The following is a 12,550-nucleotide window of genomic DNA, read 5'->3' as shown; positions in this document are numbered from 1 at the left end:
GATGCCGGATATTCTTGGGGATGTCGAAAAGCATTTTTGGCTTACCCGATCGGTGGCAAGATGCATGAATGTGTCCCTGACCGAGGCCATGGCTGACGGACGACTAAGCCCTGACAAATACACCGAGATGGTCACGCGCTGCCGCGCCTCTCAATGCAGCCAGCGGTGCGCGGCTTGGCTGTCAGTACAGCAGGCGCAATCCGACTCTGCGCCACACTTCTGCGCAAACGCAGACTCGCTGAATGCACTGAAAACGTAGTCAGAGTTTCGAGTGCGACACGTCGCAAAGCGGCCTTTTTGCGCTGTTCTTACAGCCGCAGAAAAATACCTTTTTGCTGGAATCCGCTGTGTATTTTATCGGCTCAATCCCTGTGCCCTTATGAGAACCGTCACAAAAGGGCTGCCGTTTCGAACGACCGCAAGCACACCAGAAATAGTTTTTGCCCTCGGTCACTTCGACAGGATATGGGGATTTCTGAGCTATGATCGGGGCGTCTGACATGGGGCTTCTCCTTGCTCTGCTGCGTTCTTTTTCCAAGTGTAGAGCGGTTTTGGGAAAACTGTAGTGGTGTCCCTTTAAGCGGGTTTGACAGCATGGTTTTGCCGCTCTCACATATTCGTGATTGATTTTGTTGCAAAAAAGTCAATGAAGTCGTATTTTTAGCGCGGCCCCGAATTTCAGGGCAATACTAGAAAATTGATAGAGGAATGACGGACATGAAAATTAAATTCGCTGCCGTTAGCGCAATCGCCCTGATTCTGGCTGCATGCTCGCAGCAAGAGGAGCCGGCTCCGGTCTACATCACGCCTGAGTACGACAAATACGGCACCCCGAGCTGCCCGGCAGGAACCGAGTTGGCCACGACCGAGGCTGGTCAGACTGTCTGTAATCCAGTCGCACAATAAACATTCAGCAGGTGGCCCAAGTTCGGGCCGCCTGCACCCGGACGTTCTGCCGCCCCATTCGGGCGGTTTTTTCTTGCCTGAAAGCCGAGGGTTCATGAAAAATTTCTTTGTACGCCTGATAGATCGCACACGCTGGAGCTGGCAGGGTTTCGCCGCGACGTGGAAGGATGAGTATTCGTTTCGCGCTTGGGCGTGGTCCAACCTTGTTTCGATCGCCTTGGCTCTTTTATTACCGCTGTCCGACGGCCTGCGCGCGCTGATTATTGTGCTGGGCGTGTTGGTGATGGTGGCAGAGCTGTTCAATACGGCAGTTGAACGCGCGGTCGACCATACGTCCACGGATCACAATGTATTGGCGGGGCAGGCAAAAGACGCGGCCAGTGCTGCTGTTGCGCTGACCGCCGTTGCCGCTGGTGTGGCGTGGGTTATCGGGCTTGTTAGCCTGCTCTGATGTCGGACAACGACCGCGCCTACCGGCGTCGAATGCCGTAGTTTTGCGGAATGTAATAGGGCGAAGACAAGCGGTTGAAAGGGCTGTGCACCGAGTAGTGATACCGCTTCGCTGGTTTGCCGTAATACCGTTTTGACTTGGCTTTATAGCGATGGTCTTTGTTGTGGTGGACCTTGGGTTTCCCTGTGTATTCAAGCACGGTCGCGTTGGATTTGTGCCCGTCTACCGTGGGTGTAGTCTTGCGGTGATACACTTTCGGAGCAGCATAATACCTGTGGACCCGGTGCTTGCTGCGAAGGTGCAGGCTGACCGAGTCCGACCCGATGAAAATGAACCCGCCTGTTCCTTTGCTATTGGCGAATACGGGTAGGGCGCAAAGCTGGGCGACGACGACCAGCGCCAACAAATTCAGGCTAAAACGGTGCAAGCTGGACAAGGAACCCTCCTGATTTCGAGGCAGGCTGTCCCGTCATGATCCATGAAATGGGCGCAAAACGCCAATAAACTTGTTTCACGCCCCAACGATCTTGGCCGAGCAGGTCAGACCAGTTTGCCCCAAAGGTCGTATTCGCCAGCCTCGTCCACATCGACAGAAACAATGTCGCCGGGCTTCAGGCTTTCAAAGGCGTCGTCGATGAACAGGTTGCCATCAATCTCTGGCGCATCGGCTTTCGTGCGACAGGTGGCGGCCTCGTCATCGACCTCATCCACGATCACGTCGAGTGTCTGGCCCACTTTGGCGGCCAGCTTTGCCTCGGAAATTGCCTGCGCCTTTGCCATGAAACGCTCCCAACGGTCCTGTTTGACGTCGGCCGGGACATGATCCGGTAAGTCGTTCGAGCGCGCGCCATCCACGTTTTCGTATTGAAAACACCCGACGCGATCCAACTGGGCCTCGTCCATCCAATCCAGCAGGGTTTGGAATTCGCTTTCGGTTTCACCGGGATAGCCGACGATGAAGGTCGAGCGCAGCGTGATGTCCGGGCAGGTTGCGCGCCACGCGGCGATCTCATCCAGCGTTTTGGCGGCGGCCGCAGGGCGAGCCATGCGTTTCAGAACGTCGGGGTGAGCATGTTGGAACGGGATGTCCAGATAGGGCAGCACGTTGCAGCCCGCATCCGCCATCAGCGGGATCAACTCGCGCACATGCGGGTAGGGGTAAACGTAGTGCAGGCGCACCCATGCGTCCAACTGCCCCAGCTCACGCGCCAGATCGGTGATATGGCTGCGGACCTCACGGTTTTTCCACGGGTTTACATCGTATTTGCGATCCAACCCATAGGCCGAGGTGTCCTGAGAGATCACCAGCAACTCGCGCACGCCATTCTCGACCAGCTTCTCGGCCTCGCGCAGCACCGCGTGGGCGGGACGGCTGGCCAGTTTGCCGCGCATGTCCGGGATGATGCAAAACTTGCACTTGTGGTTACAGCCCTCGGAAATTTTCAGATAGCTGTAATGGCGCGGGGTCAGTTGCACGCTGGCAGCAGGCAGCAGATCCACGAACGGGTCGGGATCGGGCGGCACCGCCTGATGTACTGCATCCAGCACCTGTTCATACTGATGCGGGCCGGTGACAGCCATGATACGCGGGTGATGTTCACGGATGTAATCCGGTTCAGCCCCCAGACATCCCGTGACGATCACCTTGCCGTTTTCGACCAGAGCCTCACCGATGGCATCCAGCGACTCTGCCTTGGCGCTGTCGAGAAACCCGCAGGTGTTCACGATCACGGCATCCGCCCCTGAATAATCGGGCGATATCCCGTACCCTTCGGCCCGCAGGCGGGTCAGAATACGCTCGCTATCCACCAAAGCCTTGGGGCAGCCCAGCGACACCATGCCGATGGTCGGCTGGTTTGAGCGGGGTGTCTCGGTGATCCGGGCGGCAGGCGCCAGGTCGGGGCGGAGGTTCGGCGGGTTCGTGGTCATGGCGCGGCATATAGTGGGGAAAGCTTCCCCTTGCAAATGCTGTGCAGGCTTTGAATGATCTTTTCAACGCATGCCAGATAAGCGGAGAGCAGAAAAATGAAATGGCTGTTGCGCATCGCCTTCCTTCTTGTGGCCGTTATCGGGCTGGTGATCGGAGCATTGTTGATGATGCCCGGGGGCAAGCTCACAGTGATCTTGGCCGAGCAGGTGCGCGCCCAGACTGGACGAGATTTAAAGCTATCCGGCGATGTAAAGCTGTCGTTCTGGCCGGTCTTGGGTATGGAAACCGGCCCCGTGACGTTCAGCAATGCGTCATGGGCCGGACCTGAGCCCATGCTGAGCGCCGACAGCGTGGCGGTTGGTGTGGATGCTGCGGCCTTGATCTCGGGGGATCTGAAGATCCGCCGGATCATCGCAGAAAACCCGACGCTGCGGCTCGAGCTGTCCGACGGGCGTGGCAACTGGCAATTCGACCGGGCGGCACCTGTATCCTCTGGCAATACGGTCAGTTCCCCCTCGCAAAATGAGACGGGTACGGTAACGCTGGATTTTCTGGAACTGACCAACGCCCGTCTGGTCTATGTGGAAGACAAAGCGGTAAAGTTCGACTTTGCCAACGTGGACCTGTCGGCAAACTGGCCGGATGTGACTGCACCGCTATTCGTCGAGGCAAAAATGAGTGTCCCCGGCGGCAAGGTAGAAGTTGATCTGAAAATCCCGGACTTACCTGCCTATGCCACCGGCGTCGCGACGCCACTGGAATTGCTCTTACGCGCACCGGGCGGAGAAGTGGACTTTGACGGTCTGGTGAACCTCGCCGGAGAGATGGACGGCAAGCTGCACGTCAAAGCGCAAGACACCGAAAGGATGCTGGCCGCTTTCGGACAGGCTGGAGTTGGCGTGCCGCTTGGCCTTGGGCGAACTGCCGAAGTTGCGGGCCATATGACCTACACCAGCGAGGGCCGTATCTCGCTGCGCGATATGGTGGCGCAACTGGACGATAACCGGCTGGCCGGAGAGGCGGATATCGTGATCTCGGACCCTCCGCAGATTACCGCGCGACTGGACGGCGGTGATCTTGATTTGTCGCGCTTCAACGCGCCTTCAGGCAACTCTGGTGACGGCGGCGGGTCGGCGGCGATTACGCCCGCACAAGGGTGGTCGACCGCGCCAATTGATGCGTCGGCCCTTGCATTGGCAAATGGAAAAATCCGGCTTACGGCCAATTCGATTGCTGTTCCCGGACTAACCTTTGGGCCAAGTGATCTGACGCTGAATCTGGATCGATCGCGTGCCGTCTTGAACATGACTCCAGCAACACTGTTCGCGGGTCAGTTAACGGGTCAGGTCGTCGCAAATAACCGGAACGGCTTATCGGTCGGCGGCAATCTACAGGCCGAGGGCATCGACATTGAACAAGCGTTGACCACGGTTGCGGATATCGACCGCTTGTCAGGCACCGGATCGGGATCATTCGAGTTTTTGGGTGTTGGCCAAACCGAAGCGCAAATCATGCGTTCGCTTAGCGGCAAGGGGCGATTGGAAACGGGGAAGGGCGTTATTTCCGGTATCGATCTGGACCGTTTGATGGGGCGCGGAGAAGGGAGCGGTGGAGCCACAGTCTTCAACAGCCTGTCGGCAAGTTTCACCATCGATCAGGGCGTGCTCAGGAACGACGATTTGCTGATGTCTCTGGACAATTTCCGCGCTGATGGAAAGGGACGGATAGGTATCGGCGAACGCAACATTGATTATCTGTTCACGCCGACCGCGTTGCGGGCGAACTCGGGGCAGGGGCTCTCGGTACCGGTCAGAATTGTGGGGCCGTGGAGCAATCCGTTGATTCAACCCGACCTGAGCAAGGTGATCGAGGCCGCCGCCGAAGGAAAGATCAAGGCGCTGGAGGGCGACGCCAAGCAGAAGGTTTTGGAGAAGGTCGAGGACGAATTGGGCACCGCCGTCACGGACAGCGAAAGCCTTGAAAAAGCGGTAAAGAAGAAGCTGGAAGACGAGGCCAAGAAAGGGCTTTTGAAACTGCTCGGCGCAGATTGATAGGTTGGGGCGTTTTCCGCGCCCCAACCCTGCGATCAAATCAGATGGTCTGATCGTAGTCACCAACACCGGGTTCGGTGCGAATGACGGCGTCTATGTCTGCGAAGATTGCACGCATTTCGTCTTCGCTGTCGCTGCTTTCGCAGACCACAACAAGATTGGGTGTGTTTGATGATGCGCGCACCAGACCCCAGCTGCCGTTGTCCAGAATGACCCGCGCGCCGTTGACGGTTACGACCTCTTTGATTGCGCGACCCGCAAAGGTCTCACCCGCTTCGGATTTGGCGACCAACTTGTCGACCAGCCTCTGGAGGATGTCATATTTCTCGGTATCTGCTGCATAGGGGGACATGGTCGGCGTTGACCACGTCTTTGGCAGAGCCTTGCGCAGGTCAGACATGCTTTGGTCCGGATTGCGATCCATCAGCTTGCAAATCTCGACCGCGACGCGCATCCCGCAGTCATATCCACGCCCGATGGGTTCAGCCAGAAAGTAGTGGCCCGATTTCTCGAACCCGGCCAGCGCGTTGATCTCTTTGACCCGGCGCTTCATGTGGCTGTGACCAGTCTTCCAATAGTCAGCCTTGACCCCGTGGGCCTGCAACTCGGGATCGCTGGCGAACAGACCGGTTGACTTTACATCGGCCACAAATGTGGAGTTGGGGTAAAGTTTCGCCAGATCGCGCGCCATGATGACGCCGACCTTGTCGGCAAAAATCTCCTCACCTTCATCATCAACAACGCCGCACCGGTCGCCGTCGCCGTCAAATCCCAGCGCCATATCCGCGCCGCTGGATTTCACGGTATCGGCCATGTCGTGCAACATCTCCATGGCTTCGGGGTTGGGGTTGTAGTTGGGGAAGGTGTAATCCAGCCGGTTGTGGCTGGGGACCACTTCGACGCCCATCCGCTCGAAAATCTCGGGCGCAAAGGCCGAGGCGGTGCCGTTCCCGGTCGCGCAGACCACCTTCAGCGGGCGCGACATTTTGAAATCACCAACCAGATCGTCGATATAGGCTTCCTTCACGCCATCGACGAATTCGTATGACCCGCCTTCATGTGTCTGGCCTTCGCCGTTCAGGACGATATCGCGCAACTCGGACATCTCATCGGGGCCGTGGGTCAGAGGGCGTTCAAAGCCCATCTTCACTCCGGTCCAGCCGTTCGGGTTGTGGCTGGCCGTGACCATCGCCACCGCAGGTACATCCAGATGGAACTGCGCGAAATAAGCCATTGGGCTAAGCGCGGGGCCGATATCCTTGACCTGAATCCCCGCCTGCATCAGTCCCAGGATCAGTGCGTTCTTAATGGCCAGCGAATAGTCGCGATAGTCGTTGCCCACCGCAATCACTGGTTCGATCCCGCGATTGCGCATCTGCGTCCCCAGACCCAGACCAAGGGCGGTCATGCCGGGTAGATTGATCTCTTCGGGGTATTTCCAGCGGGCGTCGTATTCGCGGAACCCGGTGGGTTTGATCATCGCGTCGCGCAGAAAGCTCCAGGTGTTTGGGGTCACCTCGGGGATGGGTTTGGTCATATTATTGCTCTTGCTCAAATTTGAATTGGGTTGGCTTTGGCCAGTGCATCAAAGCGCATCAATGTGTTAATCAATTGAGGCATTTGATCCAATGGGATCATATTCGGACCATCAGAAGGTGCCGAGTCCGGATCCTGATGGGTTTCAATGAAAACCGCTCCAACGCCTAAAGAGACAGCAGCTCGGGCCATGACTGGCGCAAATTCACGCTGTCCGCCAGATGATCCACCTTTGCCGCCGGGTTGCTGAACCGAGTGGGTCGCATCCATGACAACGGGGTACCCGGTTTGCGCCATCTGAGGCAGCGCCCGCATGTCGGCCACCAGCGTGTTGTACCCAAACGAGGTCCCACGCTCGGTCAGAAGGATGTTCTGGTTTCCTGTGCTTTCGACCTTATCGACAATATTGGTCATTTCCCACGGGGCAAGAAACTGTCCCTTTTTGACGTTCACAGCTTTCCCAGTGTTCCCGGCGGCCAGCAACATATCTGTCTGGCGGCACAGAAACGCCGGAATTTGCAGGACGTCCACGGCCTCGGCAGCGATGGCGCATTGGGCTTCGGTATGGACATCGGTCAGAACCGGAATACCCATCGTTTTGCGGATATCATCCAGAACCTTCAGCCCGGCATCAATCCCCATTCCCCGCTTTCCGGACAGGGATGTGCGGTTTGCCTTGTCATAGGAGGCTTTGAAAACGTACTGCGCACCGGCGGCATCGCACGCCTCTTTCATTTTGCCGGCTATCATTTGAGCATGGTCAGCGGTTTCAAGCTGACAAGGACCGGCAATGACTGTCAGAGGCAGATCATTGCCGACCGTGAGATCGGAGATTTTTACATGTTTCATGTGTCTTACGAGGATACCTGTTCACGAAGGACCGACGCTGTTAGCGAGATCATCAGGTAAATACCAGCAAACAACAGGAAAGCCAAAATCGTATTTTCAAATTTGCGCGGATAAGTGGGATCCTGGCTTGGGACAGGGTTCACGGACACGGTCAGGTAACGGACCTTTCGGTTCGCTTCGGTGCGAGTGGTTTCCATCTGTTGCATTGCCGTTTGCAGCATCATGTCCCGCGCGGCGAGGTCTGCTTGCGCCATCTGAATACGAACGCTTAACCGCGCAAGAGAGTTTTCGCCGGCAGAGACATCCAGCATTTCGGCGTTGAGTTCTTCAAGAACCCCTTCGAGGCGTGCAATATCCGCACGCGCGCCATCTACTTTGGCCTTGTTCGGGCGCAGGTTGTCCAGCAGGGCGGCCAGTTGAAGCTCTTTTTCCTGAAGCTGGGTCTCGAGCGTGTTTATTCGGGCGCGAAGCCCGGCAATGACGTTCTCAGGGTCCAGAACCGCGCCCTGCAATTGCAGCTCGATCAGATTTTCCTGCGCCTGTCTTCGTTCTTCCTGGGCAAGTTCAAAGCTGGCCAGTGCGTCACGCATCTGGTCCTCGCGTTTCAATTCGGTCAGTCCGTTGATCGTTTCCTCGGCGTAGGAAAGAAGTCGATTGGACAACCCCACCGCTATCTCTGGATCTGGCGCTGCGACTTCCATGCGGATTATTCCGTCGCTTGGGTCATAGCCAATCGTGACCATCCGCTTGTACAGCTTGTAGGTTTCTTCAAGACTTGCATCCGGCGAAAGGCGTTGGATCGGATCAATCCATTCCTGCTTGAAGATGTCCGAGAACCCCATATCGCGCTCCAACCTGATCAGGGCGTCCTTGGATTCCAGAAACTCCTGCGTGGCGACCGAGTCCTGCGCTGTAGCGAACTGTGTGCCCGCAAGAAGACCGCCGAACGCCGCGCCGCCCCCGTCTGCCTGCAATATCGAAAAGGCCGAGTCGCTGGCATACATCGGCGTTGCAAAGCGATAGAAGTACAGGCCCACGATCAGGGTTGGGATAAGGATAAATGCCGTCAACCGAGCAAACAGTGCCAGCAGTTTTCGTCTGCGTCGCCGCGCGATATCTTTTTGTATTTCGCTGATCTCAAACTCTCGGCGCTGCGCTGGGCTTAACTCGGGGCCGGGCAGTGTCTGTGGGCTTTCCGCAAGCGTCTGAGGTAGCTGAATCTTGATTTTGTCTTTGGCCTCATCCCCGGCGCGTTCCTTTTCAGCGGCCAGGTCCAGAAGGCTGGCGCGTTCAAAGGGATCGATACCCTTCTTTCTAAGCAAGCGAACGGCGTCATAGTCGGACGTCGCTGACAGGCCGTGTTTCTGCGCCAATCGCCGTGCGACCCGTAATTGGCGCCCTGTCAGCCCCTCACGTTTGATGTCCTCGATAGTCGTGCCGGGTTGCGGTTCGTTTGCTGCGTCCGGCGCATTGGTCGCCTTTTGGATTCGCGATATGGCGTCCGCTCGGGCCTCGGCGGTTCCGGCGCCCTTGCGATTGCGCTTCCAGCCGTAAATTCTAGCCTTGGGTTTGGTAGTCATATAGCTGTTTTGCCTCTTCCAAGGTGTCGAACATATGGAGCTGCCCGTCCACTAGCACGGCGGCCTGCCGCGCGAATTTCTCAAGCACTTCGGGGCTGTGGGACACTATCACCAAAGTGGTTGTGCGCAGCCTTTCCTGCAGGATATCGCCTGCTTTCCGGTTAAAGTCGACATCGGTCGTCGCGGGCATCCCTTCGTCAATGAGATACATGTCAAAATCCAAAGCCAGCATGAGGGCAAAAGTAAACCGTGCCTTCATGCCAGAGGAATAGGTGGCCAGCGGTTGGTCGAAATATTCCCCTAAGCCACAAAGCCAACTGCAATACGCTTCGACATAATCGGGATCCATGCCGTAAATCTTTGCGATGTATCGCGCGTTTTCCAGAGCTGACAGCTTGTTCGAGACGCCGCCTGTAAATCCCATCGGAAACGAGACCCTGCAGGATTTTCGGATAACCCCCTCGTCCGGTTTTTCCAGCCCTGCCATCATGTTGATAAGCGTCGTTTTCCCGGTGCCGTTTGGCGCGAGAATACCAATGGACTTGCCAAGTTCGACCCGGAACGAAACCCTGTCCAGGATCACCTTGCGGCGGGTCCCGGTCCAGAAGGACTTGCTGACATTTTCAAACTCAAGCATCCAGAGCCTGCTGCGTTGCCTGTACTTAGGGCCCCTGCAAAAGCACAGAAAGGGCCGGTTTTTCTCGTTTCATGTTGGCTACATTATGTCGAACTATGAAACAAATGATCAATGCGTTCCGGTTCGGACTGTTGGTTTTGTGACTTTTCCACCTGTTTGTTCTGAGCATCGCGGCGACTATCTTGAAGTCCGACTCTCAACCAGTTTGTTTCAGGAAACCTTGCGATCTTATGAACTCACTCGAAGAAGAAATCGCAGCCTGTCGAATTTGCGCGGATAGGTTCGCCGCGACCGAGACAGCCCACAGACCAAGACCGGTGGTCTGGTTTCGCCAAGGTACATCTATCCTTATTGCGGGGCAGGCTCCTGGTGCGCGGGTACATGCGTCGGGTCGGCCTTTTACTGACCCCTCAGGTGACCGTCTGCGCGAATGGCTGGGCGTGGATGAAGCCACGTTTTATGACCGCTCCCGCGTGTCCATTGTTCCGATGGCGTTTTGCTTTCCCGGATATGATGCACGCAAGGCCGATTTGCCGCCCCCAACCGTTTGCGGCCAAACCTGGCATGACAGGGTGATGCAGACGCTGGGTGAGGTTCCCTTGACAATTCTCGTTGGCGGCCACGCCTTCAAATATCATCTTCAGGCGCAAGGGTCAGTGACCGACACGGTGCGCAACTGGCGAGACTATGCGCCGCGGGTCTTTGTCTTGCCTCATCCGTCCTGGCGCAATACGGCATGGATCAAGAAAAACCCGTGGTTCGTGACTGATCTGTTGCCGGTTTTGCAGGCGCGGGTGCAAGAGGTTCTGAATGACTGAAACAACTGCTCTGGATACCGCACACGCCGCGATGCAGGCTGACCCGGAAAACGACGCTGCGCGTCTGAGGTTCTTTGAACGGCTGGCGGACAGTGAACTGTTCCTGATGCTGACCGAAGAAGCGCGGGACGAAAACATTTCGCCCGAACTCTTTGACGTTGCGGATGGACGTTTCGTGCTGGCCTTTGATCGTGAGGATCGTCTGGCGCAGTTCGCCGGTCGCCCGGTTCCCTACGTCGCTGTATCGGGGCGTGTCCTGTCGTCGATGTTGGCGGGGCAGGGTATCGGGCTGGGCCTGAATCTGGAAACGGCTCCGTCTTCGATGTTGATCCCGTCCGAGGCGCTGGGCTGGCTGGCGACAACCCTGCAACATGCCCCCGAAGAAGTTCAGCAGCACTTTTCAGAGTTTGTGCCACCTGCGGGATTGCCAGATGATCTGCTGACTGCACTGGACACCAAACTGGCCACAGCGGTTGGGCTGGCTCAGGCTGCCTATCTCGTGGGCACCAGATCGAAAGAAGGTGGGGCAGGGCACATGTTGGGCTTTGTCGGCGCGGTGGACGGTGCCGAGCCAGCATTGGCCAAAGCCGCGTCCGAGGCGCTGACGTTTTCGGGGATTGAGGCCGGGGCGATGGATGTCGGGTTCTTTAGCGCACATGACGCGACGGCGGCAGCGCTGGCCCGTGTCGGATTGCGTTTTGACCTGCCGCAGCCCGAAGCGCGCGTCACAACCCAGGTTGTTCCGGGCAGCGATCCGGAAAAACCGCCTATTCTGAAATAAAAAAACCTCGCGGAGCGCACCTCCGCGAGGTCCAAGCACATTATTCCGCCGCGGCCTCAAGCTTATCCTGCGTGCGGGTTTCAAAATCGCTGGCTTCATGACGTTCGTGAAGCTGCGTGTGTTTCTCTCCGAAGGGGCGGTTCACCATCCGGCCGCGTTTGACGGCTGGGCGCGCGTCAATCGCCTTGGCCCAACGCATGATGTTCTTGTAGGATTCGACATCCAGAAATTCGGCCGCGCTGTAAAGACGCCCCAGAACCAATTGGCCGTACCATGGCCAGATCGCAATATCCGCGATCGTATAGTCGTCGCCCGCGATATAGGTCTTGTTAGCCAGTTCACGATCCAGCACGTCGAGTTGACGCTTGGTCTCCATAGCGAAGCGGTTGATCGGGTACTCGAACTTTTCGGGCGCGTAGGCGTAGAAGTGCCCGAACCCGCCGCCAAGATAGGGGGCGCTGCCCATTTGCCAGAATACCCAGTTCATGACCTCTGCGCGTTCCGGGCCGGACTTGGGCAGGAAGGCATCAAACTTTTCCGCTAGGTGAAACAGGATCGAAGCGCTTTCAAAGACACGCACGGGCTTTTCGCCAGAGCGGTCCCAAAGGGCAGGGATCTTCGAGTTCGGGTTGGCCTCGACAAAGCCGGATCCGAACTGGTCGCCGTCACCAATATTGACAAGCCATGCGTTATATTCGGCGCCTTCATGCCCCAGCGCCAACAGTTCTTCCAGCATAACGGTTACTTTTACACCGTTCGGTGTCGCCAGCGAGTACAACTGCAGCGGGTGGCGTCCGACCGGCAAGTCTTTGTCGTGCGTGGCCCCGGCAATGGGCCGGTTGATATTGGCAAACTGGCCGCCGTTCTTACTGTCCCATGTCCAGACCTTTGGGGGTGTATAGGTCAATTGCTCGCTCATTGTCCGTCTTTCTCAGAAAAGTTCAGGTGAATTGTCCGTCCGTCACAACAGCTAATATTGCAGACAGCAGAGTCCAACCCCGGAAGTTGGGT

General features: G+C 57.1%; 14 protein-coding genes. 6 read left to right on the top strand and 8 right to left on the bottom strand.

Annotated features, from left to right (window positions below):
• The first annotated feature begins 1 nt into the window (after nucleotide 1).
• Nucleotides 2–259 carry a DUF6455 family protein gene (locus ACR0LH_RS08995; RefSeq protein ID WP_170484128.1) on the top strand — a complete coding sequence of 86 codons (258 nt, stop codon included), beginning with the start codon at nucleotides 2–4 and terminating at the stop codon, nucleotides 257–259.
• On the opposite strand, the gene ACR0LH_RS08990 is transcribed toward ACR0LH_RS08995, so the two are convergent.
• Nucleotides 260–502: a CDGSH iron-sulfur domain-containing protein gene (locus ACR0LH_RS08990; RefSeq protein WP_480720604.1), complete on the bottom strand. Its 243-nt coding sequence runs from the start codon at nucleotides 500–502 to the stop codon at nucleotides 260–262.
• A gap of 215 nt (nucleotides 503–717) precedes the next feature.
• Here ACR0LH_RS08990 and ACR0LH_RS08985 point away from each other — a divergent pair, with 215 nt between their 5' ends.
• Together ACR0LH_RS08985 and ACR0LH_RS08980 are read left to right on the top strand one after the other, a co-directional pair.
• On the top strand, nucleotides 718–906 hold the full coding sequence (locus tag ACR0LH_RS08985) for a hypothetical protein (RefSeq protein WP_170384698.1): 189 nt from the start codon (nucleotides 718–720) through the stop codon (nucleotides 904–906).
• Between the two features lie 94 nt (nucleotides 907–1,000).
• On the top strand, nucleotides 1,001–1,357 hold the full coding sequence (locus ACR0LH_RS08980; RefSeq protein ID WP_480720602.1) for a diacylglycerol kinase: 357 nt from the start codon (nucleotides 1,001–1,003) through the stop codon (nucleotides 1,355–1,357).
• A gap of 19 nt (nucleotides 1,358–1,376) precedes the next feature.
• Here the strand turns inward: ACR0LH_RS08980 and ACR0LH_RS08975 are convergent, their stop codons facing one another.
• Together ACR0LH_RS08975 and rimO are read right to left on the bottom strand one after the other, a co-directional pair.
• Complete coding sequence (locus ACR0LH_RS08975) at nucleotides 1,377–1,793, bottom strand: hypothetical protein (protein WP_480720600.1); 417 nt, start codon at nucleotides 1,791–1,793, stop codon at nucleotides 1,377–1,379.
• Nucleotides 1,794–1,897: 104 nt separating this feature from the next.
• The gene (gene rimO / locus ACR0LH_RS08970) at nucleotides 1,898–3,286 is read right to left on the bottom strand and encodes a 30S ribosomal protein S12 methylthiotransferase RimO (protein WP_480720599.1); all 1,389 of its coding nucleotides are present in this window, start codon (nucleotides 3,284–3,286) and stop codon (nucleotides 1,898–1,900) included.
• 96 nt (nucleotides 3,287–3,382) lie between these two features.
• Between rimO and ACR0LH_RS08965 the strand changes: the two genes are divergently transcribed.
• Entirely contained in the window at nucleotides 3,383–5,338 is a 1,956-nt protein-coding gene (locus ACR0LH_RS08965) for an AsmA family protein (RefSeq protein ID WP_480720597.1), read from the top strand.
• Nucleotides 5,339–5,378: 40 nt separating this feature from the next.
• Here ACR0LH_RS08965 and ACR0LH_RS08960 read toward each other — a convergent pair whose 3' ends face one another.
• From ACR0LH_RS08960 to ACR0LH_RS08945, 4 genes are read right to left on the bottom strand one after another with little or no spacing between them, the layout of a single operon-like run.
• A complete protein-coding gene (locus ACR0LH_RS08960; RefSeq protein ID WP_480720596.1) occupies nucleotides 5,379–6,875 on the bottom strand; it encodes a phosphomannomutase/phosphoglucomutase in 1,497 nt (498 codons plus the stop codon).
• Between the two features lie 14 nt (nucleotides 6,876–6,889).
• The gene (gene kdsA, locus ACR0LH_RS08955; protein ID WP_480720595.1) at nucleotides 6,890–7,723 is read right to left on the bottom strand and encodes a 3-deoxy-8-phosphooctulonate synthase; all 834 of its coding nucleotides are present in this window, start codon (nucleotides 7,721–7,723) and stop codon (nucleotides 6,890–6,892) included.
• Nucleotides 7,724–7,728: 5 nt separating this feature from the next.
• On the bottom strand, nucleotides 7,729–9,303 hold the full coding sequence (locus ACR0LH_RS08950) for a KpsE/RkpR family capsule polysaccharide export protein (RefSeq protein WP_480720593.1): 1,575 nt from the start codon (nucleotides 9,301–9,303) through the stop codon (nucleotides 7,729–7,731).
• Nucleotides 9,281–9,940 carry an ATP-binding cassette domain-containing protein gene (locus ACR0LH_RS08945; protein ID WP_170384682.1) on the bottom strand — a complete coding sequence of 220 codons (660 nt, stop codon included), beginning with the start codon at nucleotides 9,938–9,940 and terminating at the stop codon, nucleotides 9,281–9,283. The genes ACR0LH_RS08950 and ACR0LH_RS08945 overlap by 23 nt, the downstream gene beginning before the upstream one ends.
• A 230-nt stretch (nucleotides 9,941–10,170) precedes the next feature.
• Here ACR0LH_RS08945 and ACR0LH_RS08940 point away from each other — a divergent pair, with 230 nt between their 5' ends.
• Together ACR0LH_RS08940 and ACR0LH_RS08935 are read left to right on the top strand one after the other, a co-directional pair.
• Entirely contained in the window at nucleotides 10,171–10,758 is a 588-nt protein-coding gene (locus tag ACR0LH_RS08940) for a uracil-DNA glycosylase family protein (protein WP_480720591.1), read from the top strand.
• Nucleotides 10,751–11,539, top strand: a complete 789-nt coding sequence (locus ACR0LH_RS08935) for an SseB family protein (protein ID WP_480720590.1) — start codon at nucleotides 10,751–10,753, stop codon at nucleotides 11,537–11,539. The genes ACR0LH_RS08940 and ACR0LH_RS08935 overlap by 8 nt, the downstream gene beginning before the upstream one ends.
• Before the next feature lie 40 nt (nucleotides 11,540–11,579).
• On the opposite strand, the gene yghU is transcribed toward ACR0LH_RS08935, so the two are convergent.
• Complete coding sequence (gene yghU, locus ACR0LH_RS08930; protein WP_480720588.1) at nucleotides 11,580–12,458, bottom strand: glutathione-dependent disulfide-bond oxidoreductase; 879 nt, start codon at nucleotides 12,456–12,458, stop codon at nucleotides 11,580–11,582.
• Nucleotides 12,459–12,550 lie beyond the last annotated feature (92 nt).

It is taken from the genome of Ruegeria sp. CL6 (assembly GCF_056536465.1).
This window is presented reverse-complemented; position numbering and strand designations above follow the sequence as displayed.

What these genes read in the sequence shown, in the direction of transcription:
- ACR0LH_RS08995 (WP_170484128.1), top strand. Translation starts at nt 2, where the DNA reads ATGCCGGATATTCTTGGGGATGTCGAAAAGCATTTTTGGCTTACCCGA.
- ACR0LH_RS08990 (WP_480720604.1), bottom strand. Translation starts at nt 502, where the DNA reads ATGTCAGACGCCCCGATCATAGCTCAGAAATCCCCATATCCTGTCGAA.
- ACR0LH_RS08985 (WP_170384698.1), top strand. Translation starts at nt 718, where the DNA reads ATGAAAATTAAATTCGCTGCCGTTAGCGCAATCGCCCTGATTCTGGCT.
- ACR0LH_RS08980 (WP_480720602.1), top strand. Translation starts at nt 1,001, where the DNA reads ATGAAAAATTTCTTTGTACGCCTGATAGATCGCACACGCTGGAGCTGG.
- rimO (WP_480720599.1), bottom strand. Translation starts at nt 3,286, where the DNA reads ATGACCACGAACCCGCCGAACCTCCGCCCCGACCTGGCGCCTGCCGCC.
- ACR0LH_RS08965 (WP_480720597.1), top strand. Translation starts at nt 3,383, where the DNA reads ATGAAATGGCTGTTGCGCATCGCCTTCCTTCTTGTGGCCGTTATCGGG.
- ACR0LH_RS08960 (WP_480720596.1), bottom strand. Translation starts at nt 6,875, where the DNA reads ATGACCAAACCCATCCCCGAGGTGACCCCAAACACCTGGAGCTTTCTG.
- kdsA (WP_480720595.1), bottom strand. Translation starts at nt 7,723, where the DNA reads ATGAAACATGTAAAAATCTCCGATCTCACGGTCGGCAATGATCTGCCT.
- ACR0LH_RS08950 (WP_480720593.1), bottom strand. Translation starts at nt 9,303, where the DNA reads ATGACTACCAAACCCAAGGCTAGAATTTACGGCTGGAAGCGCAATCGC.
- ACR0LH_RS08945 (WP_170384682.1), bottom strand. Translation starts at nt 9,940, where the DNA reads ATGCTTGAGTTTGAAAATGTCAGCAAGTCCTTCTGGACCGGGACCCGC.
- ACR0LH_RS08940 (WP_480720591.1), top strand. Translation starts at nt 10,171, where the DNA reads ATGAACTCACTCGAAGAAGAAATCGCAGCCTGTCGAATTTGCGCGGAT.
- ACR0LH_RS08935 (WP_480720590.1), top strand. Translation starts at nt 10,751, where the DNA reads ATGACTGAAACAACTGCTCTGGATACCGCACACGCCGCGATGCAGGCT.
- yghU (WP_480720588.1), bottom strand. Translation starts at nt 12,458, where the DNA reads ATGAGCGAGCAATTGACCTATACACCCCCAAAGGTCTGGACATGGGAC.